Origin of the sequence: Citrobacter sp. Cpo061, assembly GCF_030332845.1 — a bacterium.
GTDB classification, from domain to species: Bacteria; Pseudomonadota; Gammaproteobacteria; order Enterobacterales; family Enterobacteriaceae; genus Citrobacter; species Citrobacter portucalensis.
In genome coordinates this window covers 144,834-167,223 of the sequence record NZ_JAOWHB010000053.1, presented here as the reverse complement: position 1 = coordinate 167,223, position 22,390 = coordinate 144,834, and the positions used below count along the sequence as shown (strand labels likewise).

Below are 22,390 nucleotides of genomic sequence, written 5' to 3'. Positions count from 1 at the left end.
GAGTCGCTATGTTAAGGGTCTACCACTCCAACCGTCTGGATGTGCTGGAAGCGTTAATGGAATTTATCGTTGAGCGCGAGCGGCTGGACGACCCCTTTGAACCTGAGATGATCCTGGTTCAAAGTACCGGTATGGCGCAGTGGCTACAAATGACTCTTGCACAGAAGTTTAGTATTGCCGCCAATATCGATTTTCCGCTGCCCGCGAGTTTTATCTGGGATATGTTTGTGCGCGTGCTGCCGGATATCCCGAAAGAGAGTGCGTTCAGCAAACAGAGCATGAGCTGGAAGTTGATGACGCTGTTGCCACAATTGCTGGATAGCGATGACTTCGCATTGCTACGCCACTATCTGACGGACGACACTGATAAACGTAAGCTTTTTCAGCTTTCCTCGCGCGCGGCTGACCTTTTCGATCAGTATTTAGTCTACCGCCCTGACTGGTTGACCCAGTGGGAAGCGGGGCGACAGGTTGAGGGACTTGGCGAGTCTCAGGCCTGGCAGGCACCGTTGTGGAAAGCGCTGGTGGAATACACCGCGGAATTGGGCCAACCGCGCTGGCATCGTGCCAATTTATACCAACGATTTATTCAGACGTTGGAAAACGCGTCCGAGTGCCCACAGGGACTGCCTTCTCGGGTCTTTATTTGCGGTATTTCGGCGCTACCGCCGGTTTACCTGCAGGCCTTGCAGGCGCTGGGTAAGCACATTGATATTCATCTGCTGTTTACCAACCCTTGTCGCTACTACTGGGGGGATATTAAAGATCCGGCCTGGCTGGCGAAGCTGATGGCACGTCAGCGTCGGCACAGCTTTGAAGAACGGCATCTGCCGCTGTTTCGTGATAATCAGAAAGCCGAAGGATTATTTAACAGCGATGGCGAACAGGATGTGGGCAACCCGATGCTGGCCTCGTGGGGCAAGCTGGGGCGTGATTACATTTATTTGCTTTCGGAGCTGGAAAACAGTCAGGAACTGGATGCGTTTGTCGACATTACGCCTGACAACCTTTTGCATAATATTCAATCGGATATTCTGGAACTTGAAAGTCATGCCGTGGCGGGCGTTACGCTGGAAGAATATTCCCGTAGCGACAATAAACGCCGGCTTGAGCTGAACGACACCAGCGTGACTTTCCATGTCTGCCATAGCCCACAGCGCGAGGTGGAAATTCTTCATGACCGGCTTTTGGCCATGCTGGAAGCGGACCCAACGCTGACGCCGCGCGATATTATCGTGATGGTGGCGGACATCGACAGCTACAGCCCATTCATTCAGTCGGTCTTTGGTAGCGCGCCAGCCGAGCGTTACTTACCTTATGCGATATCTGACCGTCGGGCACGCCAGTCTCATCCCGTCTTACAGGCCTTTATCAGCCTGCTGTCGCTGCCGGATAGCCGTTTTGTCTCAGAGGATGTCCTGGCGTTACTGGATGTTCCCGTGCTGGCGGCGCGTTTCAACATTGATGAAGAAGGGTTGCGCTATCTTCGCTTATGGGTCAATGAATCCGGGATTCGTTGGGGAATTGACGACGATAACGTGCGTGAACTGGAACTTCCGCCGACAGGTCAGCATACCTGGCAATTTGGTTTAACGCGTATGCTGCTCGGCTACGCGATGGAAAGCTCGCAGGGCGAGTGGCAATCGGTATTGCCTTACGATGAGTCCAGCGGCCTGATTGCCGAGCTGGTAGGGCATCTGGCCTCGTTGCTGATGCAGCTTAATCTCTGGCGTAGAGGGTTGGCGCAGGAACGACCGCTGGAAGAGTGGCTACCCGTTTGTCGGGAAATGCTTAATGATTTCTTCCTACCGGACGCGGACACCGAAGCGGCAATGACGCTGATTGAACAGCAGTGGCAGGCCATTATTACCGAAGGTTTAGGGGCTGAGTACGGCGATGCTATACCGCTCTCTCTGTTGCGTGATGAGCTAGCCCAGCGCCTTGACCAGGAACGCATCAGCCAGCGCTTCCTGGCGGGGCCCGTTAACATTTGTACGCTGATGCCGATGCGCTCCATTCCGTTCAAAGTGGTGTGCCTGCTGGGTATGAACGATGGGGTTTATCCGCGTCAACTTGCGCCGCTGGGCTTTGATTTAATGAGCCAAAAACCGATGCGGGGTGACCGCAGTCGTCGCGATGATGACCGCTATTTGTTCCTCGAAGCATTAATCTCGGCACAGCAGACGCTCTACATCAGCTACATTGGCCGCTCTATTCAGGATAACAGCGAGCGCTTCCCGTCGGTGCTGGTGCAAGAACTGATGGACTACATTGGACAAAGCCATTATCTGCCGGGCGATGAATCGTTGACCTGTGATCAAAGCGAGGCAAGGGTAAAAGCGCATATAACCCGTTTGCATACCCGTATGCCCTTTGATGCACAAAACTATTTGCCGGGCGAACAGCAAAGCTATGCCCGGGAATGGCTGCCTGCGGCGAGTCTGTCAGGAAAAGCGCACACGGATTTTGTGCAGCCTCTTCCCTTTGAAATGCCAGAAACGCTAACGCTGGAAACGCTGCAGCGATTTTGGGCACATCCGGTACGCGCCTTTTTCCAGATGCGTTTAAGGGTCAACTTCCGCTCTGAAGAGAGTGAGATCCCGGATACGGAACCTTTCACTCTTGAAGGGTTAACCCGCTACCAGCTTAATCAGCAATTGCTTAATACGCTGGTTGAAGAGAACGATGCTGAACGACTGTTCCGCCGTTTTCGTGCGGCGGGCGCGCTACCCTATGGGCCGTTTGGCGAAATTCTGTGGGATACGCAGCGTCAGGAAATGCAGTCGCTGGCTGAACGCATTATCGCCTGTCGTCAGCCCTGTCAGAGCATGGAAATCGATCTTAACTGTCACGGCGTGCAAATCACCGGCTGGCTGCCGCAGGTGCAAGAGGACGGTTTGTTGCGCTGGCGCCCATCTTTGATAAGCATTGCGCAGGGTGTGCAACTTTGGCTGGAACATCTTGTCTATTGTGCCAGTGGCGGTAGGGGAGAGAGCCGATTGTTCCTGCGTAAAGATGGAGAATGGCGTTTTCCGCCGCTGGATGCAGAACAGGCGCTGCTGTACCTGTCGCAACTCATTGAGGGGTATCGGGAAGGCATGTCGTCACCATTGCTGGTATTACCCGAAAGCGGCGGTGCATGGATAAAAACCTGTTATGACGCCGCAAATGATGCCATGTTAGATGACGATGCAACGTTGCAAAAAGCGCGCAGTAAGTTTCTGCAAGCCTATGAAGGCAACATGATGGTACGTGGCGAAGGTGATGATATCTGGTATCAGCGTCTTTGGCGTCAACTGGATGCTGATACGCAGGAGGCTATTGTTTTACAGTCTCAGCGCTACCTGTTACCGATTTTTCGCTTTAATCAGTCATGATGATTGTATAAAAATTGCGCAATTCGATGGCTTCCACTATGATGCGCATTCTGTCACGGACTGATTCTTACAAAGAGAAGATGCTGGCTCGTTCAGCACATAGTCTTGCCCTGTTCAGATCATGTATTTATGCGTGGTTTGTAGTGAACAGGTGAATTCGTTAATGATGAGGTTTGTGAATGCCCCGCAGCACCTGGTTCAGCGCATTGCTGTTGTTCGTCGCCCTTTGGGTTCCCGTAAGTCAGGCAGATACCGGTTGGCAGCCTTTAGCTGAAACCATCCGTAAAAGCGATAAAGACACCCGTCAGTATCAGGCCGTGCGCCTTGATAACGGCATGGTTGTGCTGCTGGTATCCGATCCTCAGGCCGTGAAATCCCTTTCTGCACTGGTAGTCCCCGTGGGCTCGCTGGAAGATCCGGACGATCATCAGGGACTGGCGCACTATCTCGAACACATGTGTCTGATGGGCTCGAAAAAATACCCACAGCCAGACAGCCTGGCTGAATTCCTGAAAATGCACGGCGGTAGCCACAATGCCAGCACTGCGCCTTATCGTACGGCCTTCTATCTTGAAGTCGAAAACGACGCGCTGGTGGGGGCGGTGGATCGCCTGGCGGATGCTATTGCCGATCCATTGCTGGATAAAAAATATGCCGACCGCGAGCGTAACGCGGTTAACTCCGAGCTGACACTGGCGCGTACCCGAGACGGGATGCGTATGGCGCAGGTGAGCGCTGAGACGATCAACCCGGCGCACCCAGGTTCGCGTTTCTCTGGCGGAAATCTTGAGACATTAAGCGATAAACCGGGCAACCCGGTGCTGCAAGCATTACAAAAATTTCATGAAAAGTACTACTCTGCGAACCTGATGAAGGCGGTGATTTATAGCAATAAACCGCTGCCAGAGCTGGCGCGGATAGCGGCTGACACCTTTGGGCGCGTACCGAACAGGAATATCGCAAAGCCTGAGATTACCGTCCCGGTCGTCACTGATGCGCAAAAGGGCATCATCATCCACTATGTTCCGGCAATGCCGCGTAAAGTATTGCGCGTCGAGTTTCGTATCGATAACAACAGCGCGCAGTTCCGCAGTAAAACCGATGAACTGGTGACCTACCTGATTGGCAATCGTAGCCCGGGCACGTTGTCTGACTGGCTGCAAAAGCAGGGCCTGGTTGAAGGTATTCGCGCAGACTCCGATCCGGTGGTCAACGGGAACAGCGGCGTATTAGCCATTTCCGCGACGTTAACCGACAAGGGGCTGGCGAACCGCGATGAAGTTGTCGCGGCAATCTTTAGCTACCTCAATTTGTTACGCGAGAAAGGTGTCGATAAACGCTATTTTGACGAGCTGGCGCACGTGCTGGATCTCGATTTCCGTTATCCCTCCATCACCCGTGATATGGACTACGTGGAATGGCTGGCTGATACCATGATCCGCGTTCCCGTCGAGCATACGCTGGATGCGGTGAATATTGCTGACCAGTACGATGCGAAAGCCGTTGAGCAACGTCTGGCAATGATGACGCCGCAGAATGCGCGTATCTGGTATATCAGCGCGAAAGAGCCGCATAATAAAACCGCTTATTTTGTCGATGCGCCTTACCAGGTGGATAAAATCAGCGACAAAACCTTTGCCGACTGGCAGCAAAAAGCGCAGGGCATTGCGCTGTCGTTACCGGAGTTGAACCCCTACATTCCGGATGATTTCACGCTGATTAAGACGGATAAAAAATACGCTCATCCTGAGCTGATCGTTGATGAGCCGGATTTACGCGTGGTGTATGCCCCGAGCCAGTATTTTGCCAGCGAGCCGAAGGCTGATGTCAGCGTGATCCTGCGTAACCCGAAAGCCATGGACAGCGCCCGCAACCAGGTATTATTCGCCCTGAACGACTACCTGGCGGGAATCGCGCTCGATCAGTTAAGCAACCAGGCATCGGTGGGTGGAATAGGTTTTTCGACCAACGCTAACAATGGTCTGATGCTTAACGCTAATGGCTACACTCAACGTTTGCCGCAGCTTTTTCAGGCGCTGCTGAGCGGCTATTTCAGCTATACCTCAACGGACGAACAGCTGGAACAGGCGAAATCCTGGTATGCCCAGATGATGGATTCCGCAGAAAAGGGTAAAGCTTACGATCAGGCTATTATGCCGGTGCAGATGCTTTCTCAGGTGCCGTACTTCTCCCGCGACGAGCGACGTAAGCTGCTGCCTTCCATCACCCTGAAAGAGGTGATGACCTACCGCGACGCCTTAAAAACCGGTGCGCGACCTGAATTCCTGGTCATTGGCAATATGAGCGAAGCTCAGACGACGAGCATGGCGCGGGATATCCAAAAACAGCTTGGTGCGAACGGATCACAGTGGTGTCGCAACAAAGATGTGGTTGTGGACAAGAAGCAGTCCGTCATCTTTGAAAAAGCAGGCAGCAGCACGGATTCAGCGCTGGCCGCGGTATTTGTGCCAACCGGATACGATGAATACGCCAGTTCAGCCTACAGCGCTATGTTAGGTCAGATTGTTCAGCCGTGGTTCTACAATCAGCTGCGTACTGAAGAACAGTTAGGCTACGCCGTATTTGCTTTCCCGATGAGCGTTGGCCGTCAGTGGGGAATGGGGTTCCTGCTGCAAAGCAGTGATAAGCAGCCGTCTTACCTCTGGGAGCGTTATAAAGCGTTCTTCCCGACGGCGGAAGCGAAGCTGCGGGCGATGAAACCTGAAGAGTTCGCGCAAATTCAGCAGGCGATTATTGCGCAAATGCTACAGGCGCCGCAAACGCTGGGGGCAGAAGCCTCACAGTTAAGCAAAGATTTTGATCGCGGCAATATGCGCTTCGATTCACGTGATAAAATAGTGGCTCAGATTAAACTGCTGACGCCGCAAAAACTTGCCGACTTCTTCCATCAGGCGGTGGTTGAGCCGCAAGGCATGGCTATATTGTCACAGGTTTCCGGCAGTCAGAATGGGAAAGCAGAATATGTGCACCCGGAAGGCTGGAAAGTGTGGCAGACCGTCAGCGCGTTGCAGCAAACCTTACCCCTGATGAGTGATAAGAATGAATGATGCCGCTGAGTCCCTTGATCCACTGCGCTTGCCCCTGACGGGCGAGCGCCTGATTGAAGCCTCTGCGGGCACCGGTAAAACCTTTACCATCGCCGCCCTGTATTTACGTTTACTGCTTGGACTAGGCGGCTCTGCCGCCTTTCCTCGTCCTCTGACCGTCGAAGAACTGCTGGTGGTTACCTTCACCGAGGCGGCTACCGAAGAGTTGCGTGGTCGAATTCGTAGCAATATTCATGAACTGCGAATTGCCTGCCTGCGTGGAACCACCGACAACCCGCTATATGCCCGTTTGTTAGATGAAATTGCCGATAAAAAACAGGCCGCGCAGTGGCTGCTATTGGCTGAAAGACAGATGGATGAAGCGGCGGTGTTTACCATCCACGGCTTTTGTCAGCGTATGCTCAGTCTCAATGCCTTTGAGTCAGGCATGCTGTTCGAACAGCAGCTGATAGAAGATGAATCGCTGCTGCGCTATCAGGCCTGCGCGGACTTCTGGCGTCGGCACTGCTACCCGCTGCCCCGCGACATTGCGCAGGTGGTTTTTGAAACGTGGAAAGGACCGCAAGCGCTGCTGAGAGATATCGATCGCTATCTGCAGGGGGAAGCGCCGGTTATCAAGGCGCCACCGTCTGATGACGAAACGCTGGCCGCCCGGCATGAACAAATTCTCGCACGCATTAACCAGATCAAGCAGCAATGGCGTGATTCTGTTGATGAGCTGGATGGCCTGATGGAAGCCTCCGGAATTGACCGGCGTAAATTTAATCGCGGTAATCAGGGCAAGTGGATCGAAAAGATCAGCGCGTGGGCGCAGGAAGAAACACAAAGTTATCAGCTTCCTGACGCGCTGGAGAAATTCTCACAGCGTTTTCTGGAAGAGCGAACCAAAGCGGGCGGGATAACCCCTCAGCACCCGCTGTTTGTCGCTATTGATGAACTGCTTAGCGAACCGTTAACTCTCCGCGATCTGGTGATCACCCGGGCGCTGGCGGAGATCCGCTCGGCAGTTGCCGAGGAAAAACGTCGCCGCGGCGAGCTGGGTTTTGACGATATGCTCAGCCGTCTGGATGCGGCGTTGCGCAGTGAAAGCGGAGATGCGCTGGCGACGGCTATTCGTACTCGTTTTCCGGTCGCCATGATCGATGAATTCCAGGATACCGATCCACAGCAGTACCGTATTTTTCGTCGGATCTGGCAGCATCAGCCGGATACCGCACTGCTGCTAATTGGTGATCCGAAACAGGCAATTTACGCGTTTCGCGGCGCGGATATCTTCACCTATATGAAGGCGCGCAGCGAAGTCAGCGCACACTATACGCTCGATACCAACTGGCGTTCGGCCCCCGGCATGGTCAATAGCGTGAATACGCTTTTCAGCCAGATGGACGACGCCTTTATGTTCCGCGAAATCCCTTTCAGCCCGGTAAAATCCGCAGAAAAAAACCAGGCGTTACGGTTTGTTTTGCACGGCGAAACGCAGCCAGCTATGAGTATGTGGCTGATGGAAGGAGAAAGTTGCGGCGTAGGCGATTATCAGAGCTACATGGCCCAGGTGTGCGCCACACAAATTCGCGACTGGCTTAAGGCCGGGCATTCTGGCGCAGCGCAACTGGTCAGTGGCAAAGCATCCAGCCCGGTACGCGCGTCAGATATCAGCGTACTGGTGCGTAGCCGCCAGGAGGCGGCGCTGGTCCGTGATGCGCTGACGCAACTGGCCATTCCCTCTGTCTACCTCTCCAACCGTGACAGCGTATTTGAAACACTGGAAGCGCAGGAGTTGCTATGGGTGCTGCAGGCGGTGATGACGCCGGAACGTGAGAACACGTTGCGTAGCGCGCTGGCGACCTCAATGATGGGTCTGAATGCGCAGGATATTGAAGCGTTAAATACTGACGAGAATGCCTGGGATGCGGTGGTCGAAGAATTCGACGGCTATCGTCAGATCTGGCATAAACGCGGCGTGATGCCGATGCTACGTGCGCTGATGACGGCTCGCCAGATTGCAGAGAACCTGCTGGCGACGGCGGGAGGCGAACGTCGACTGACCGACATTTTACATATCAGCGAACTGTTGCAGGAAGCGGGCTCGCAGCTGGAAAGCGAGCATGCGCTGGTGCGCTGGTTGTCCCAGCATATTCTTGAACCCGACAGCAACGCGTCCAGCCAGCAGCTCAGGCTGGAAAGCGACAAGCATCTGGTCAAAATCGTCACCATCCATAAATCGAAAGGGCTGGAGTATCCGCTGGTCTGGCTGCCGTTTATCACCAATTTCCGCGTTCAGGATCAGGCTTTCTACCACGATCGTAGCTCTTTTGAAGCCGTGCTGGATCTCAGCGATGCTGAGGAGAGCGTTGAGCTAGCCGAAGCAGAGCGTCTGGCGGAAGACCTGCGTTTGCTGTATGTCGCGCTAACCCGTTCGGTATGGCATTGCAGCCTTGGCGTTGCGCCGTTGGTACGACGTCGGAGCGATAAAAAAGGGGATACCGATGTGCATCAGAGCGCCCTTGGTCGCCTGTTGCAAAAAGGTGAGCCGATGGATGCCGTGGGTCTGCGTAGCGCGATTGAAGCGCTTTGTAGCAATGATATTGCTTGCCAGACTCCCGCGCAGCCTGACGGTGAACCCTGGCAGGTTGCGCAGGCTGTTAGCAGCGAACTGAGTGCAAAAATACTGCAGCGTAAGCCCGGTGATAGCTGGCGCGTGACCAGTTATTCCGGTTTGCAACAGCGTGGACAGGGTATCGCGCAGGATCTGATCCCAAGACTGGATATCGATGCCGCAGGCGTCGGTGAGGTTATTGAAGAGTCAGGGCTTACACCGCATCAGTTTCCGCGCGGCGCTTCGCCGGGTACATTCTTGCATAGCCTGTTTGAAGACCTCGATTTTACGCAACCGGTGGATCCGCATTGGGTCGAGGAGCAACTGGCGTTGGGCGGTTATGACGCACACTGGACGCCGGTTTTGACCGAATGGCTGGACGCCATTTTGCAGGCGCCTCTCAACGAGACGGGCGTGAGTTTGAGCCAGCTATCCGCGCGTGAAAAACAGGTGGAGATGGAGTTTTATCTGCCGATTTCGCAGCCGTTGATGGCCAACCAGCTTGATGCGTTAATTCGCCAATACGATCCGCTCTCGGCGGGGGGCCCTGCGTTGGACTTTATGCAGGTTCGCGGCATGCTGAAAGGTTTTATTGACCTGGTATTCCGCCACCAGGGGCGTTATTACCTGCTCGATTACAAATCGAACTGGCTGGGCGAAGACAGCTCCGCCTATACGCAGCAGGCGATGGCCTCTGCCATGCAGGCGCATCGCTACGACCTTCAATACCAACTTTATACCCTCGCGCTGCATCGCTACTTACGCCATCGCATTGCTGATTACGATTATGAACGCCATTTTGGCGGCGTTATCTATCTCTTCCTGCGCGGCGTTGACAGTGAAAATCCGCAGCAGGGAATTTACGCGACCCGACCTGACGGAGAGTTGATTGCGTTGATGGACGAGATGTTTGCCGGTGCGGTGCAGGAGACGATGCTATGACAATCCAGAAACGATTTCTGGAGGCTGTTGAGCAAAAACAGCTCCGGCCTCTGGATGCTCAGTTCGCGCTGGCGGTTGCCGGAAGTGACAACCCTGCCGTTGCGCTGGCTGCGGCGTTGCTCAGTCGTGAAGCGGGAGAAGGGCACGTCTGCTTACCGCTTTCACGGTTATCTCTGAGCGAGGACGCGCATCCTCTGTTAAGCGCCTGGCTCGCTGAAACGGGCGAACCAGAAGACTGGGCGGAATGTCTGCTGGCTTCCAGTGCGGTAAGCCGTGGCGAGCAACCCACGCCGCTGGTGCTGTACGGCGATCGCTTGTATCTGAACCGGATGTGGCACAACGAACGTACGGTAGCTCGCTTTTTCAGTGAAGTGAACCACGCCATTGAAGTGGATGAACAACGGCTGACCCACACGCTGGCGGCGCTGTTTCCGCCATCGGAGGGGGTTAACTGGCAAAAAGTAGCCGCTGCTGTTGCGCTCACCCGCCGGATATCGGTGATCTCAGGCGGACCGGGGACGGGAAAAACGACAACGGTCGCAAGGCTGCTGGCGGCGTTGATTCAAATGGCCGACGGTGAGCGCTGTCGTATTCGACTGGCGGCGCCAACGGGAAAAGCGGCTGCGCGCCTGACCGCCTCACTGGGCGCGGCGTTACGAGAGCTGCCGCTAACCGATGAGCAAAAGAAACGCATCCCCGATGACGCCAGTACGCTGCATCGATTATTAGGCGCTCAGCCTGGCAGTCAGCGCCTGCGTCATCATGCGGGAAACCCGCTGCATTTGGATGTGCTGGTGGTGGATGAAGCCTCGATGATTGATTTACCGATGATGTCGCGCCTTATCGATGCGCTGCCGCCGCACGGACGGGTGATTTTTCTGGGCGATCGCGACCAGCTCGCTTCCGTCGAAGCGGGGGCCGTGCTGGGGGATATCTGTGCTTTCGTCGGTGACGGGTTTACCCCGGAACGCGCCCGCCAGCTCAGTCGCCTGACCGGGAGCGCTATTCCTGCCGGGTCGGGACTTCAGGCAGCAGCGTTGCGCGACAGTCTGTGCCTGCTGCAAAAAAGCTACCGTTTCGGCAGCGATTCCGGAATCGGTCAGTTGGCTGCGGCGATTAATCGCGGCGACAAAACTGCGATAAAAACGGTGTTCCAGCAGGGATTTAGCGACATCGAAAAAAGCACGCTACACAGCAGCGAGGATTATGCCGCGATGCTGGATGAGGCGCTGTCGGGATATGGGCACTACCTGGATTTGCTGCACGGGGGTGCCGAGCCGGGGGCTGTCATTCAGGCCTTCAATGAGTATCAACTGCTATGCGCCCTGCGGGAAGGTCCGTTTGGCGTTAGTGGTTTGAATGAACGCATTGAGCAGGTGATGGCGCAAAAACGTAAAATTCATCGTTCGACCCATAGCCGCTGGTATGAGGGAAGGCCGGTGATGATCGCGCGCAATGACAGTTCGCTGGGATTATTTAACGGTGATATCGGCGTTGCCCTCGACCGTGGACAGGGCCTGAGGGTGTGGTTTGCGCTGCCGGATGGTTCTATCAAATCGGTGCAGCCCAGCCGCTTGCCTGAACATGAAACCACCTGGGCGATGACGGTGCACAAATCGCAGGGATCTGAGTTTGACCACGCGGCGTTGATTTTACCCAGCCAGCATTCACCCGTGGTTACCCGCGAGCTGGTCTATACCGCCGTTACCCGCGCGCGCCGCCGCCTGTCGCTGTATGCCGATGAGCGGATACTGAGCCGCGCCATTGCCACCCGTACCGAACGTCGCAGCGGACTGTCAGCATTATTTAATGACGGCATGATGTAGATGTAGGCCGGATAAGCGTCAGCGACATCCGGCCTAAAAAAGATGTGCCAGCGATGTAGGCCGGATAAGGCAGTTATGCCGCATCCGGCAACCACTCCTATGCCAAATCCGCCATCAGCACTTTTGACCGCCGCTGATAGTTGTACATCTCTTTCTTGCTTTCCGGCAGCAGGTCGATATCCACCGGCGTGAAGCCGCGCTCTTGGAACCAGTGGATGCTGCGTGTGGTTAACACAAACAGCTTGCTCAACCCCATTTGCCGGGCCTGCGCGGCGATTCGTTCCAGCAACACTTCCCCGCGTGACGAGCTACGGTAGTCCGGATGCACTGCTACACACGCCATTTCGCCAATTCTCTCTTCCGGGAAAGGGTACAGAGCGGCACAGGCGATGGTCAGGTTATCACGCTGAATAATCGTGAATTTGTCGATCTCCATTTCCAACTGCTCGCGCGAGCGGCGCACCAGAATACCTTGCTGCTCCAGCGGGCGGATAAGCTCCAGAATCCCGCCGATATCGTTAATGGTAGCGCGACGGATCTGCTCGGCGCTTTCCATTACGATCTGCGTACCGATCCCGTCGCGGGAGAACAGTTCCTGCAGCAATGCACCATCTTCCTGATAGCTGATCAGATGGCAACGGCGTACGCCACTGCGACAGGCCTTCACTGCCCCACGCAGGAAGCGCACCGTGCCGGAGCTGTAATCGCCTTTCTCTTCCTGCAACTCAACGCGAGCCTGAGCTTCGTTAGGAAACAGCTCGGAAATAATATCGCCGTCATCGTTGGTGACACCCTGAGAGGAGCAAAAGCCGATCATTTTCTCGGCCTTCAGTTTGATAGCCAACTGCGTGGCGACCTCTTCTGAGGTCAGGTTAAAGCTCTCACCGGTGACGGAAACGGCGACCGGGCCCATCAGCACAATTGCGCCGCTGTCTAACTGGCGGTGAATGGCATCTTCATCAATACGACGAATACGCCCGCTATGGCAGTAATCTACGCCGTCATCAACGCCCAGCGGCTGAGAGATAATAAAATTACCGCTGACCACATTGATGTGAGCACCCTGCAATGGCGTATTATTCAGGCTCATCGACAGGCGGGCGGTAATATCAAGCTGAAGTAAACCCGCAGCCTGTTTGACCAGCTCCAGCGTTTTAGCGTCGGTAACGCGCGTATTTTTGTGGTACACCGGCTCATGATGATGCGCCGCAAGATTGGCATCAATCTGCGGTCGTGCGCCATAGACCACGACCAGGCGGATGCCGAGGCTATGAAGAAGACCAATGTCATTGACGATACTGGAAAAGTTTTCATGCTCGATGGCTTCGCCGCCCAGCATAATGACAAACGTTTTTCCCCGATGGGTATTGATATAGGGAACAGAATGGCGGAATCCCTGTACCAGTTCGGTTCTACGCTCCTTCACCACGGCACACCCTCATTGCATGATTATTCGTAATTTCTGTATTTTTATTCTGTTTTGGCGCTGTGCGCAAGCGTAATTTTTACCCATGCCGAAGATTTTTCTCAGTAATGCCGTGAATATAAAAAGAATGTTTACCCTTTTATAGATGACAGATTATGCGTCATTCGCTAAAGTTTCCGGTCAATTCGGACGTTTTACGTATTACCTCTTAAAAAGATTTCTTTTGCTCGGGAGAAGCATGTCGGGATCCAATTCAGCAATCAGTCGCCGCCGTTTATTGAAAGGTGCGGGTGCTATGTGGCTTTTGAGCGTCAGCCAGGTGGGTCTGGCGGCCGTGAGTCAGGTCGTTGCCGTACGTATCTGGCCTGCGTCCAGCTACACTCGCGTCACGGTAGAATCTAACCGTCTGCTGAAATACAAACAGTTTGCCCTGAGTAATCCTGAGCGTGTGGTTGTGGATATTGAAGACGTTAATTTGAACTCGGTGCTCAAGGGCATTGGGACGCAGATTCGTCCTGACGATCCGTATATTAAGTCGGCGCGCGTTGGCCAGTTTGATCCAAAGACCGTGCGGATGGTGTTCGAGCTGAAACAGAATGTGAAGCCGCAACTTTTTGCTCTGGCTCCGGTGGCAGGCTTTAAAGAACGTCTGGTGATGGATCTCTATCCCGCGAATGCCCAGGACGTTCAGGATCCGCTGCTGGCATTGCTGGAAGATTACAACAAGGGCGATCTGGATAAACAGGTGCCACCTGCACAAAGTGGCCCGCAGCCGGGTAAAGCGGGGCGCGATCGTCCCATTGTCATTATGCTGGATCCAGGCCACGGCGGAGAAGACTCCGGTGCGGTGGGGAAATACAAGACGCGTGAAAAGGATGTGGTGCTGCAGATTGCCCGCCGCCTGCGAGCCCTCATAGAGAAAGAGGGCAACATGAAGGTCTTTATGACACGAAATGAAGATATTTTCATTCCGCTTAAAGTCCGCGTGGCGAAAGCGCAGAAGCAGCGTGCTGACCTGTTTGTCTCTATTCACGCTGATGCCTTTACCAGTCGACAACCCAGCGGTTCGTCGGTGTTTGCGCTCTCGACCAAAGGTGCGACCAGTACCGCCGCGAAATATCTGGCGCAGACCCAGAACGCCTCGGATCTCATTGGTGGCGTCAGTAAGAGCGGTGACCGCTACGTCGACCACACCATGTTCGACATGGTGCAGTCGCTGACCATCGCCGACAGCCTGAAGTTTGGTAAAGCGGTATTGAACAAGCTTGGCAAAATCAACAATCTGCATAAGAACCAGGTTGAACAGGCCGGGTTTGCGGTGCTAAAAGCGCCGGATATCCCGTCTATTCTGGTCGAAACGGCATTTATCAGTAACGTTGAGGAAGAGCGCAAACTCAAAACGGCGACCTTCCAGCAGGAAGTTGCAGAGTCGATTCTGGCAGGGATTAAAGCCTACTTTGCCGATGGGGCGACGCTGGCGAGAAGGGGATAACAAAAAAGCGCTGGAAAGCGCTTTTTTTATGGGCGACAGAAACAAAAAAACACCCGTTAAGGTGTTTAATGTGTTGGTTGCGGGGGCCGGATTTGAACCGACGACCTTCGGGTTATGAGCCCGACGAGCTACCAGGCTGCTCCACCCCGCGTCACCGTACTGCTTATATTTTATCAAATTTGATTGGTTGCGGGGGCCGGATTTGAACCGACGACCTTCGGGTTATGAGCCCGACGAGCTACCAGGCTGCTCCACCCCGCGTCCGTCTTTTTGCTTCGTATTTCAAACCACATCAGCGTTGGCTTTCCTCGTTCACCTCAGTCACTTACTGGAGTAAGCTCCTAAGGATTCACTGCGTCGCCGCCTTGCTGTGATTCGAACTACTTTGCAAAAATCTTACATCAAATTTTAATTGGTTGCGGGGGCCAGATTTGAACTGACGACCTTCGGGTTATGAGCCCGACGAGCTACCAGGCTGCTCCACCCCGCGTCCGTGGATGCGCACTATACTCTGCTCGCATTTTCATGCAACCCTTTTTTCACCTTGATCACGTTTTTAGGGTGAAAATGAACAAAAACAACGCATTCTGGGTTATTTTTTGCTCAAAATTTGCGTTCGGGTATGTATACGCATTTCATTAGGTTCGGGGGTTTGTTATCTTCGTCTCGCATTCAGGCAACATAAGACGAGAACAATGAAAGGACGTTGGGCAAAATATCTTCTGGCGGGAGCTGTAGTCGCGATGCTCGCCGCGTGTTCCTCAAAACCCACCGATCGTGGGCAGCAGTATAAAGACGGGAAATTTACCCAGCCTTTCTCACTGGTGAACCAGCCTGATGCGGTTGGCGCGCCAATCAATGCCGGTGATTTCGCCGAGCAGGTTAATCAAATTCGCAGCGCTTCGCCACGTTTGTACGGCAACCAGAGCGACGTCTACAACGCTATCCAGCAATGGTTACGTGCGGGCGGTGATACGCGCAGTATGCGCCAGTTTGGTATTGATGCCTGGCAAATGGAAGGGGCGGACAACTACGGTAACGTCCAGTTTACCGGTTACTACACACCGGTTATCCAGGCGCGCCATACGCGCCAGGGCGAGTTTCAGTATCCTATCTATCGCATGCCGCCAAAACGTGGGCGCTTACCCTCTCGTGCCGAGATCTACGCGGGCGCGCTAAGCGACAATTATATTCTGGCATACAGCAACTCCCTGATGGATAACTTCATTATGGATGTTCAGGGCAGTGGTTACATCGATTTTGGCGATGGCAGCCCGCTCAACTTCTTTAGCTATGCCGGGAAAAACGGCCACGCCTATCGCAGTATCGGTAAAGTGCTTATCGACCGTGGCGAAGTGAAAAAAGAAGATATGTCGATGCAGGCTATTCGCCACTGGGGTGAAACGCACAGCGAAGCCGAAGTGCGTGAGCTGCTGGAGCAGAACCCATCGTTTGTCTTCTTTAAACCGCAATCTTTTGCGCCGGTGAAAGGGGCCAGCGCAGTGCCGCTGATTGGCCGCGCGTCCGTAGCTTCTGACCGTAGTATCATTCCTGCGGGCACAACGTTACTGGCGGAAGTCCCGTTACTGGACAATAACGGCAAGTTTACCGGCCAGTACGAACTGCGCCTGATGGTGGCGTTAGATGTGGGTGGGGCTATTAAAGGGCAGCACTTCGACATCTATCAGGGTATTGGCGCTGACGCCGGACACCGTGCCGGGTGGTATAATCACTACGGTCGCGTATGGGTACTAAAAACAGCGCCGGGTGCGGGTAACGTGTTCAGCGGTTAATTGCCGGATGGCGCTTCGCTTATCAAGCCTACATTATTGAGTAGGCCTGATAAGGCGTAGCCGGCATCAGGCAGTCAGACTGCTCGGTATTAATGAATTTGAGGTTCTATGTCTGTGGTTATTAGCGATGCCTGGCGCCAACGTTTTGGCGGTACGGCACGTCTGTATGGCGAAAATGCGTTGCAGCTGTTTGCCCAATCGCACGTTTGCGTGGTTGGGATTGGCGGAGTAGGGTCATGGGCGGCGGAAGCGCTGGCGAGAACCGGTATTGGCGCTATCACACTCATTGATATGGATGATGTGTGCGTCACCAATACAAACCGCCAGATCCATGCGCTGCGTGATAACGTCGGTCTGGCAAAAGCTGAAGTGATGGCGGAGCGTATCCGACAGATTAACCCGGAGTGCCGGGTGAACGTGGTCGATGATTTTGTTACCCCAGATAACGTTGCTGAATATATGAATGCGGGATTTTCGTACGTCATCGATGCGATTGATAGCGTGCGCCCAAAAGCGGCACTGATCGCGTACTGTCGGCGTAACAAAATTCCGCTGGTGACCACCGGTGGTGCGGGCGGACAGATCGATCCTACCCAGATTCAGGTCGTTGATTTGGCAAAAACCATCCAGGATCCGCTGGCGGCCAAGCTACGTGAGCGGCTGAAAAGCGATTTTGGCGTGGTGAAAAACAGTAAAGGCAAGCTGGGCGTGGACTGCGTGTTCTCGACCGAAGCGCTGGTTTACCCGCAGGCAGATGGCTCGGTATGTGCGATGAAAGCGACGGCGGAAGGGCCGAAGCGTATGGATTGCGCGTCCGGGTTTGGCGCGGCCACCATGGTGACAGCCACCTTTGGCTTTGTTGCTGTCTCCCATGCGCTGAAGAAGATGATGGCGAAGGCCGCGCGTCAGGCCTGATAGTGTCGGATGTCGCTACGCTTATCCGACCTACGGTTCGTGCAGTGTTGTAGGCCGGATAAGACATATCAGCGTCGTCATCCAGCTTTCTGGGCCGCCTCGAGAATCGCCTCGTTCAGAGCATGTAGTCCCTGGCTACGCGAGGCGCTGAGCTGAGCGCGTAAACCCAGTTCGTCAAATAACGCCATCGGAGAACGCGCCAGTAACTCGGCTGCCGTTTTACCTTCGACCGCGGTGAGTAATACCGCCAACAGTCCACGTACTATTCGACCTTCGCTGTCGCCGAAGAAATGCAGAGTACCATTCTCATGAAGGGTATGTCCCAGCCAGACGCGGTTTTCGCAGCCCGCAATTTCTTTGGCCTGCGCCTTTAGCGCATCCGGGAGCGCCGGCAACTGCTTACCCAGCAGAATCAGCTGGCGATATTTATCTTCCCACTGAGTAAGCGGGATAAAGGTATTGCGTAACGTCTCTTCGGTTACGGTTGTGCCAAACGGGTGTCCGGCGAACAGAGGGCTTGTCATTAATCCACCAATATTTCCAGCGCGCGGTCGACGGCTGCGACCAACGCATCCACATCGCTTTGGGTATTATAAGGGGCAAATGAGGCGCGTAGTGTTCCGGATACGCCCAGTTCCGCCAGCAGCGGCTGTGCGCAGTGTTGCCCCGCGCGCAGCGCAATGCCATATTCGGCCAGCAGAGTGACCATATCGCTGTGATGAACACCCGCGAAATCAAAGGCTAACAGACTGGAGTCCTGGCAGCGGAAGGAAAGAAAGCCAGGGCGTTTCGCAAGGGCATCTTCTGCCAGCGTCGCCAGACCCCGGCTCCAGTTTTCGGCCTGCCCAACGTCGACGTCCGCCAGCCATTCGAGCGCCGCGCTTAGCCCGATAACGCCTGCAACGTTAGGCGTACCGGCTTCCAGCTTCCATGGTGCGGGCTGAGTGGTGAAACCGTCAAAACTGACTTCGCTAATCATCTTACCGCCCCCAAGCCAGGGAGACATGGCTTCCAGCAGTTCCGGCTTACCGTACAGCACGCCAATACCGGTGGGGCCATATAGCTTGTGGCCTGAAAACGCATAGAAATCAATATCCAACTGCTGTACATCGGCAGGGTAATGCACAATCCCCTGGGCACCATCAACCATCACCACCATGCCAGCCGCATGGGCGAGCGTAATGGCGCGGACCAGATCCGGGCAGCCACCGGTGACGTTCGACATTTGCCCGAGCGCCAGAATGCGGCTGCGCGGGGTGATGAGCTGCGTGAGGCGCTCAACGTCTGGCAATAAATGGGGGGTGAGTGGGAGTTTGACAACCTTAGCCCCCGTTTGCTCCGCGACCATCAGCCAGGGAACGAGGTTGGCGTGATGTTCCGCTGCGCTAACGATAATCTCATCACCCGGTTGAAGGCGTGGACGCGCATAGCTTTGGGCAACCATGTTGATCGCTTCCGTTGTGCCGCGGGTCCAGACGATGGTTTTGTCATCCGACGCATTAATCAGGTGTGCGACTTTTTCCCGCGCGGCTTCATAGCGTGCGGTCAGGCGCTGGGCTTCAGCAAACTGGCTGCGATGGACGTTCCCGGCACTCAGACTATAAAACTGATGGGTAGCCTCAATGACCGCCTGTGGCTTTAGCGCCGTAGCAGCGCTGTCGAGATAGACGCCAGCATCGTTGAGTGCGGGAAATTGTGCGCGAAACTGCGCGGGGTTAAAAGCGTTCATGGTATTCCTCAGTTCAGTAAACCGATCGTGGCGCAAAAAGGGCATTGATACAAGGGTTGTGCTAACCATCGGAATACTCTGGATATCCTGGCAAAGCCCGTTCAGTGTCTTATGCTAAATAGTGTTAGGCGAATACTTTTGCCTGTTATGGAATTCATTTTATCTAGCATAAATCGCTTTAAGGAGAAGAAGATGAAAAAGACTGCCGCCATTATTTCTGCCTGTATGCTGACTTTTGCCCTGAGCGCCTGTTCTGGTTCGAATTACGTGATGCACACCAATGATGGCCGCTCAATCGTAGCTGATGGTAAACCACAGACCGATAATGAAACGGGGATGATTTCGTATAAAGACGCTAACGGCAACAAACAGCAGATTAACCGCACTGACGTGAAAGAGATGGTAGAACTGGAGCAATAACAGCCGGTCGGCCATCGACGAAATGTGGACAAAAAAAAGCACCGCAATTTGGCGGTGCTACATTAATCACTATGGACAGACAGGGTAAATGTACAGGAAGTGAAAAAGGGTAGCTTTGCTACCATGGTCTGAATCGCAGACCAATTGCAAACACAACAACACAACATCACAACCGTAAGCCAAAAGCCCACCAGAACACGCATTCCGATAAAACTTTTCGTTCCGGCTTCAGGAAGTGCCGCCACTATAGGTATTTGCTGGTAGAACCTCAACGGACAATTTATAATGGCTCAGATAAAAAAAACTAATAGGTTACAGCCTGTTAGCTAATTGTTAAATTCATTTAACATCAAAGCCTAAAAGTCATGTCAAAACGATTACCACCCTTAAATGCGTTACGTGTTTTTGATGCTGCAGCGCGTCATTTAAGCTTTACTCGCGCAGCAGAAGAGCTTTTTGTGACGCAGGCCGCAGTAAGTCACCAAATCAAGTCACTTGAGGATTTTTTGGGGCTAAAACTGTTTCGTCGACGCAATCGATCTTTGCTGTTAACGGAAGAAGGTCAAAGCTACTTTCTCGACATTAAAGAGATTTTTTCGCAATTAACCGACGCGACGCGTAAACTTCAGGCACGCAGTGCAAAAGGTGCGCTTACCGTTAGTTTATTGCCCAGTTTTGCGATCCAATGGCTGGTGCCCAGACTCTCTAGCTTTAACTCAGCTTATCCGGGAATCGATGTCAGGATCCAGGCGGTGGACCGTCAGGAAGACAAACTGGCTGATGATGTTGATGTGGCGATTTTCTACGGACGCGGCAACTGGCCGGGCCTGCGCGTTGAAAAATTGTACGCAGAATATTTATTGCCGGTCTGCTCTCCGCTGTTGCTTACCGGTGATAAACCGCTAAAGACACCGGACGACCTGGCAAAACACACTTTATTGCATGATGCGTCGCGGCGAGACTGGCAAGCCTATACGCGCCAGCTTGGCCTGAATCATATCAACGTGCAGCAGGGACCTATCTTCAGCCATAGCGCCATGGTGCTACAGGCTGCAATCCATGGACAGGGGATCGCGCTGGCTAACAACGTCATGGCGCAGTCCGAAATTGAAGCCGGACGTCTGGTCTGTCCGTTTAACGATGTTCTGGTCAGCAAAAACGCATTTTATCTGGTTTGTCATGACAGTCAGGCAGAACTGGGTAAAATAGCCGCCTTCCGTCAGTGGATTCTGGCGAAAGCGGCCACGGAACAAGAAAAATTCCGCTTTCGTTATGAACAATAATTTACGTAGGGTATTCAAATGACCAGCCGTTTTATGCTGATTTTTGCCGCCGTAAGTGGCTTTATCTTTGTGGCGTTGGGCGCCTTTGGGGCACATGTTCTGAGCAAAACCCTCGGTGTTGTTGAAATGGGGTGGATTCAGACCGGCCTTGAGTATCAGGCGTTTCATACGCTGGCTATCTTTGGCCTGGCCGTCGCCATGCAACGGCGCATTAGTATTTGGTTTTACTGGAGTAGCGTGTTTCTGGCATTAGGTACAGTGCTGTTTAGCGGCAGCCTGTATTGTCTCGCGCTCTCTCATTTACGCCTGTGGGCGTTTGTTACCCCTGTCGGCGGCTTCAGCTTCCTCGTAGGCTGGGCGCTGATGTTAGTGGGCGCTATTCGATTGAAACGTAAGGGCGTTAGCCATGAATAAGGTTGTATTGTTGTGTCGCCCAGGTTTTGAAAAAGAGTGCGCCGCAGAAATTACGGATAAAGCAGGACGCCGGGAAATCTTCGGTTTTGCCCGCGTGAAAGACAATGCGGGTTACGTCATCTTCGAATGCTATCAGCAGGACGATGCTGAAAAGTTAGTGAAAGAGCTGCCGTTTAGTTCGCTGATTTTTGCTCGTCAAATGTTTGTGGTGGGCGAGCTGCTGCAATACTTACCGCCGGAAGATCGTATTACACCGATCGTTGGCATGTTGCAGGGCGTGGTGGAAAAGGGTGGCGATCTGCGAGTAGAAGTTGCCGACACCAATGAAAGCAAAGAGCTGGTTAAATTTTGCCGTAAATTTACCGTACCGTTGCGTGCAGCGCTGCGCGAAGCGGGCGTACTGGCAAAGTATGAAACGCCAAAGCGTCCGGTGGTTCACGTCTTCTTTATCGCCCCTGGCTGTTGTTATACCGGCTATTCCTGGCCTGACAATAACTCACCGTTTTACATGGGGATTCCGCGTCTGAAGTTTCCAGCCGATGCGCCGAGCCGTTCAACGCTCAAGCTGGAAGAAGCGCTGCACGTGTTTATCCCTGCCGATGAATGGGATGAGCGTCTGGCGAACGGAATGTATGCGGTGGATTTAGGCGCCTGCCCGGGCGGATGGACCTATCAGCTGGTTAAACGCAACATGTGGGTTTATTCCGTGGATAACGGCCCGATGGCGCAAAGCCTGATGGATACCGGGCAGGTCACCTGGCTACGTGAAGACGGATTTAAGTACCGTCCGAATCGTAATAACATTTCGTGGATGGTCTGTGACATGGTGGAGAAGCCGGCGAAGGTTGCCGCGCTGATGGCACAATGGCTGGTCAACGGCTGGTGTCGTGAGACGATCTTCAACCTCAAGCTGCCGATGAAAAAACGCTACGAAGAGGTATCACAGAACCTGGCTTACATTCAGGCCCAGCTTGATGAACACGGCGTAAATGCCCAGATTCAGGCGCGTCAGCTGTATCATGACCGTGAAGAAGTAACCGTTCACGTACGTCGTCTGTGGGCTGCCGTCGGCGGTCGTCGCGACGAGCGATAAGGCTACAACCCAGGCC

At 53.9% G+C, this 22,390-nt stretch carries 14 protein-coding genes and 3 tRNA genes; 11 read left to right on the top strand and 6 right to left on the bottom strand.

Annotated elements, in window-relative coordinates:
• Positions 1–8 precede the first annotated feature (8 nt).
• The 4 genes from recC (at position 9) to recD (ending at position 11,809) form a co-directional block, all read left to right on the top strand.
• Complete coding sequence (gene recC / locus OGX97_RS19420; RefSeq protein WP_167820633.1) at positions 9–3,377, top strand: exodeoxyribonuclease V subunit gamma; 3,369 nt, start codon at positions 9–11, stop codon at positions 3,375–3,377.
• 179 nt (positions 3,378–3,556) lie between these two features.
• Positions 3,557–6,445 carry a pitrilysin gene (gene ptrA / locus OGX97_RS19415; protein ID WP_032944851.1) on the top strand — a complete coding sequence of 963 codons (2,889 nt, stop codon included), beginning with the start codon at positions 3,557–3,559 and terminating at the stop codon, positions 6,443–6,445.
• The gene (gene recB / locus OGX97_RS19410) at positions 6,438–9,983 is read left to right on the top strand and encodes an exodeoxyribonuclease V subunit beta (RefSeq protein ID WP_279850835.1); all 3,546 of its coding nucleotides are present in this window, start codon (positions 6,438–6,440) and stop codon (positions 9,981–9,983) included. Before ptrA ends, recB begins: the two co-directional genes overlap by 8 nt.
• Positions 9,980–11,809: an exodeoxyribonuclease V subunit alpha gene (gene recD, locus OGX97_RS19405; protein WP_235126881.1), complete on the top strand. Its 1,830-nt coding sequence runs from the start codon at positions 9,980–9,982 to the stop codon at positions 11,807–11,809. Before recB ends, recD begins: the two co-directional genes overlap by 4 nt.
• A gap of 97 nt (positions 11,810–11,906) precedes the next feature.
• Here recD and argA read toward each other — a convergent pair whose 3' ends face one another.
• Entirely contained in the window at positions 11,907–13,238 is a 1,332-nt protein-coding gene (argA, locus tag OGX97_RS19400; RefSeq protein ID WP_003034012.1) for an amino-acid N-acetyltransferase, read from the bottom strand.
• A 235-nt stretch (positions 13,239–13,473) separates the two neighbouring features.
• Between argA and amiC the strand changes: the two genes are divergently transcribed.
• The gene (gene amiC, locus OGX97_RS19395) at positions 13,474–14,727 is read left to right on the top strand and encodes an N-acetylmuramoyl-L-alanine amidase AmiC (RefSeq protein WP_003034016.1); all 1,254 of its coding nucleotides are present in this window, start codon (positions 13,474–13,476) and stop codon (positions 14,725–14,727) included.
• A gap of 74 nt (positions 14,728–14,801) precedes the next feature.
• On the opposite strand, the gene OGX97_RS19390 is transcribed toward amiC, so the two are convergent.
• From OGX97_RS19390 to OGX97_RS19380, 3 genes are all read right to left on the bottom strand, one after another.
• Positions 14,802–14,878: transfer RNA gene (locus OGX97_RS19390), tRNA-Met, on the bottom strand.
• Between the two features lie 33 nt (positions 14,879–14,911).
• Positions 14,912–14,988 (bottom strand) — tRNA-Met (locus OGX97_RS19385).
• 152 nt (positions 14,989–15,140) lie between these two features.
• Positions 15,141–15,217, bottom strand: a tRNA-Met gene (locus OGX97_RS19380).
• A 205-nt stretch (positions 15,218–15,422) separates the two neighbouring features.
• Between OGX97_RS19380 and mltA the strand changes: the two genes are divergently transcribed.
• Both mltA and tcdA read left to right on the top strand, forming a co-directional pair.
• Positions 15,423–16,520 (top strand): murein transglycosylase A, encoded by a 1,098-nt coding sequence (mltA, locus tag OGX97_RS19375; RefSeq protein ID WP_008785702.1) that lies wholly within the window; start codon positions 15,423–15,425, stop codon positions 16,518–16,520.
• Between the two features lie 108 nt (positions 16,521–16,628).
• Positions 16,629–17,435: a tRNA cyclic N6-threonylcarbamoyladenosine(37) synthase TcdA gene (gene tcdA, locus OGX97_RS19370; protein WP_003825630.1), complete on the top strand. Its 807-nt coding sequence runs from the start codon at positions 16,629–16,631 to the stop codon at positions 17,433–17,435.
• A gap of 77 nt (positions 17,436–17,512) precedes the next feature.
• Here tcdA and csdE read toward each other — a convergent pair whose 3' ends face one another.
• Together csdE and csdA are read right to left on the bottom strand one after the other, a co-directional pair.
• Positions 17,513–17,959: a cysteine desulfurase sulfur acceptor subunit CsdE gene (csdE, locus tag OGX97_RS19365; protein ID WP_103014855.1), complete on the bottom strand. Its 447-nt coding sequence runs from the start codon at positions 17,957–17,959 to the stop codon at positions 17,513–17,515.
• Entirely contained in the window at positions 17,959–19,164 is a 1,206-nt protein-coding gene (gene csdA / locus OGX97_RS19360; protein WP_218658965.1) for a cysteine desulfurase CsdA, read from the bottom strand. The genes csdE and csdA overlap by 1 nt, the downstream gene beginning before the upstream one ends.
• A gap of 192 nt (positions 19,165–19,356) precedes the next feature.
• Between csdA and OGX97_RS19355 the strand changes: the two genes are divergently transcribed.
• The 4 genes from OGX97_RS19355 (at position 19,357) to rlmM (ending at position 22,374) form a co-directional block, all read left to right on the top strand.
• Complete coding sequence (locus OGX97_RS19355) at positions 19,357–19,584, top strand: YgdI/YgdR family lipoprotein (RefSeq protein ID WP_003825635.1); 228 nt, start codon at positions 19,357–19,359, stop codon at positions 19,582–19,584.
• Between the two features lie 365 nt (positions 19,585–19,949).
• Entirely contained in the window at positions 19,950–20,867 is a 918-nt protein-coding gene (gcvA, locus tag OGX97_RS19350; RefSeq protein WP_003034035.1) for a glycine cleavage system transcriptional regulator GcvA, read from the top strand.
• Positions 20,868–20,885: 18 nt separating this feature from the next.
• Positions 20,886–21,281: a DUF423 domain-containing protein gene (locus tag OGX97_RS19345; RefSeq protein WP_003034037.1), complete on the top strand. Its 396-nt coding sequence runs from the start codon at positions 20,886–20,888 to the stop codon at positions 21,279–21,281.
• Entirely contained in the window at positions 21,274–22,374 is a 1,101-nt protein-coding gene (gene rlmM / locus OGX97_RS19340; RefSeq protein WP_003034040.1) for a 23S rRNA (cytidine(2498)-2'-O)-methyltransferase RlmM, read from the top strand. The genes OGX97_RS19345 and rlmM overlap by 8 nt, the downstream gene beginning before the upstream one ends.
• Positions 22,375–22,390: the final 16 nt, after the last annotated feature.

What these genes read in the sequence shown, in the direction of transcription:
- gcvA (WP_003034035.1), top strand. Translation starts at nt 19,950, where the DNA reads ATGTCAAAACGATTACCACCCTTAAATGCGTTACGTGTTTTTGATGCT.
- recC (WP_167820633.1), top strand. Translation starts at nt 9, where the DNA reads ATGTTAAGGGTCTACCACTCCAACCGTCTGGATGTGCTGGAAGCGTTA.
- csdE (WP_103014855.1), bottom strand. Translation starts at nt 17,959, where the DNA reads ATGACAAGCCCTCTGTTCGCCGGACACCCGTTTGGCACAACCGTAACC.
- OGX97_RS19355 (WP_003825635.1), top strand. Translation starts at nt 19,357, where the DNA reads ATGAAAAAGACTGCCGCCATTATTTCTGCCTGTATGCTGACTTTTGCC.
- tcdA (WP_003825630.1), top strand. Translation starts at nt 16,629, where the DNA reads ATGTCTGTGGTTATTAGCGATGCCTGGCGCCAACGTTTTGGCGGTACG.
- csdA (WP_218658965.1), bottom strand. Translation starts at nt 19,164, where the DNA reads ATGAACGCTTTTAACCCCGCGCAGTTTCGCGCACAATTTCCCGCACTC.
- amiC (WP_003034016.1), top strand. Translation starts at nt 13,474, where the DNA reads ATGTCGGGATCCAATTCAGCAATCAGTCGCCGCCGTTTATTGAAAGGT.
- mltA (WP_008785702.1), top strand. Translation starts at nt 15,423, where the DNA reads ATGAAAGGACGTTGGGCAAAATATCTTCTGGCGGGAGCTGTAGTCGCG.
- recB (WP_279850835.1), top strand. Translation starts at nt 6,438, where the DNA reads ATGAATGATGCCGCTGAGTCCCTTGATCCACTGCGCTTGCCCCTGACG.
- OGX97_RS19345 (WP_003034037.1), top strand. Translation starts at nt 20,886, where the DNA reads ATGACCAGCCGTTTTATGCTGATTTTTGCCGCCGTAAGTGGCTTTATC.
- recD (WP_235126881.1), top strand. Translation starts at nt 9,980, where the DNA reads ATGACAATCCAGAAACGATTTCTGGAGGCTGTTGAGCAAAAACAGCTC.
- ptrA (WP_032944851.1), top strand. Translation starts at nt 3,557, where the DNA reads ATGCCCCGCAGCACCTGGTTCAGCGCATTGCTGTTGTTCGTCGCCCTT.
- rlmM (WP_003034040.1), top strand. Translation starts at nt 21,274, where the DNA reads ATGAATAAGGTTGTATTGTTGTGTCGCCCAGGTTTTGAAAAAGAGTGC.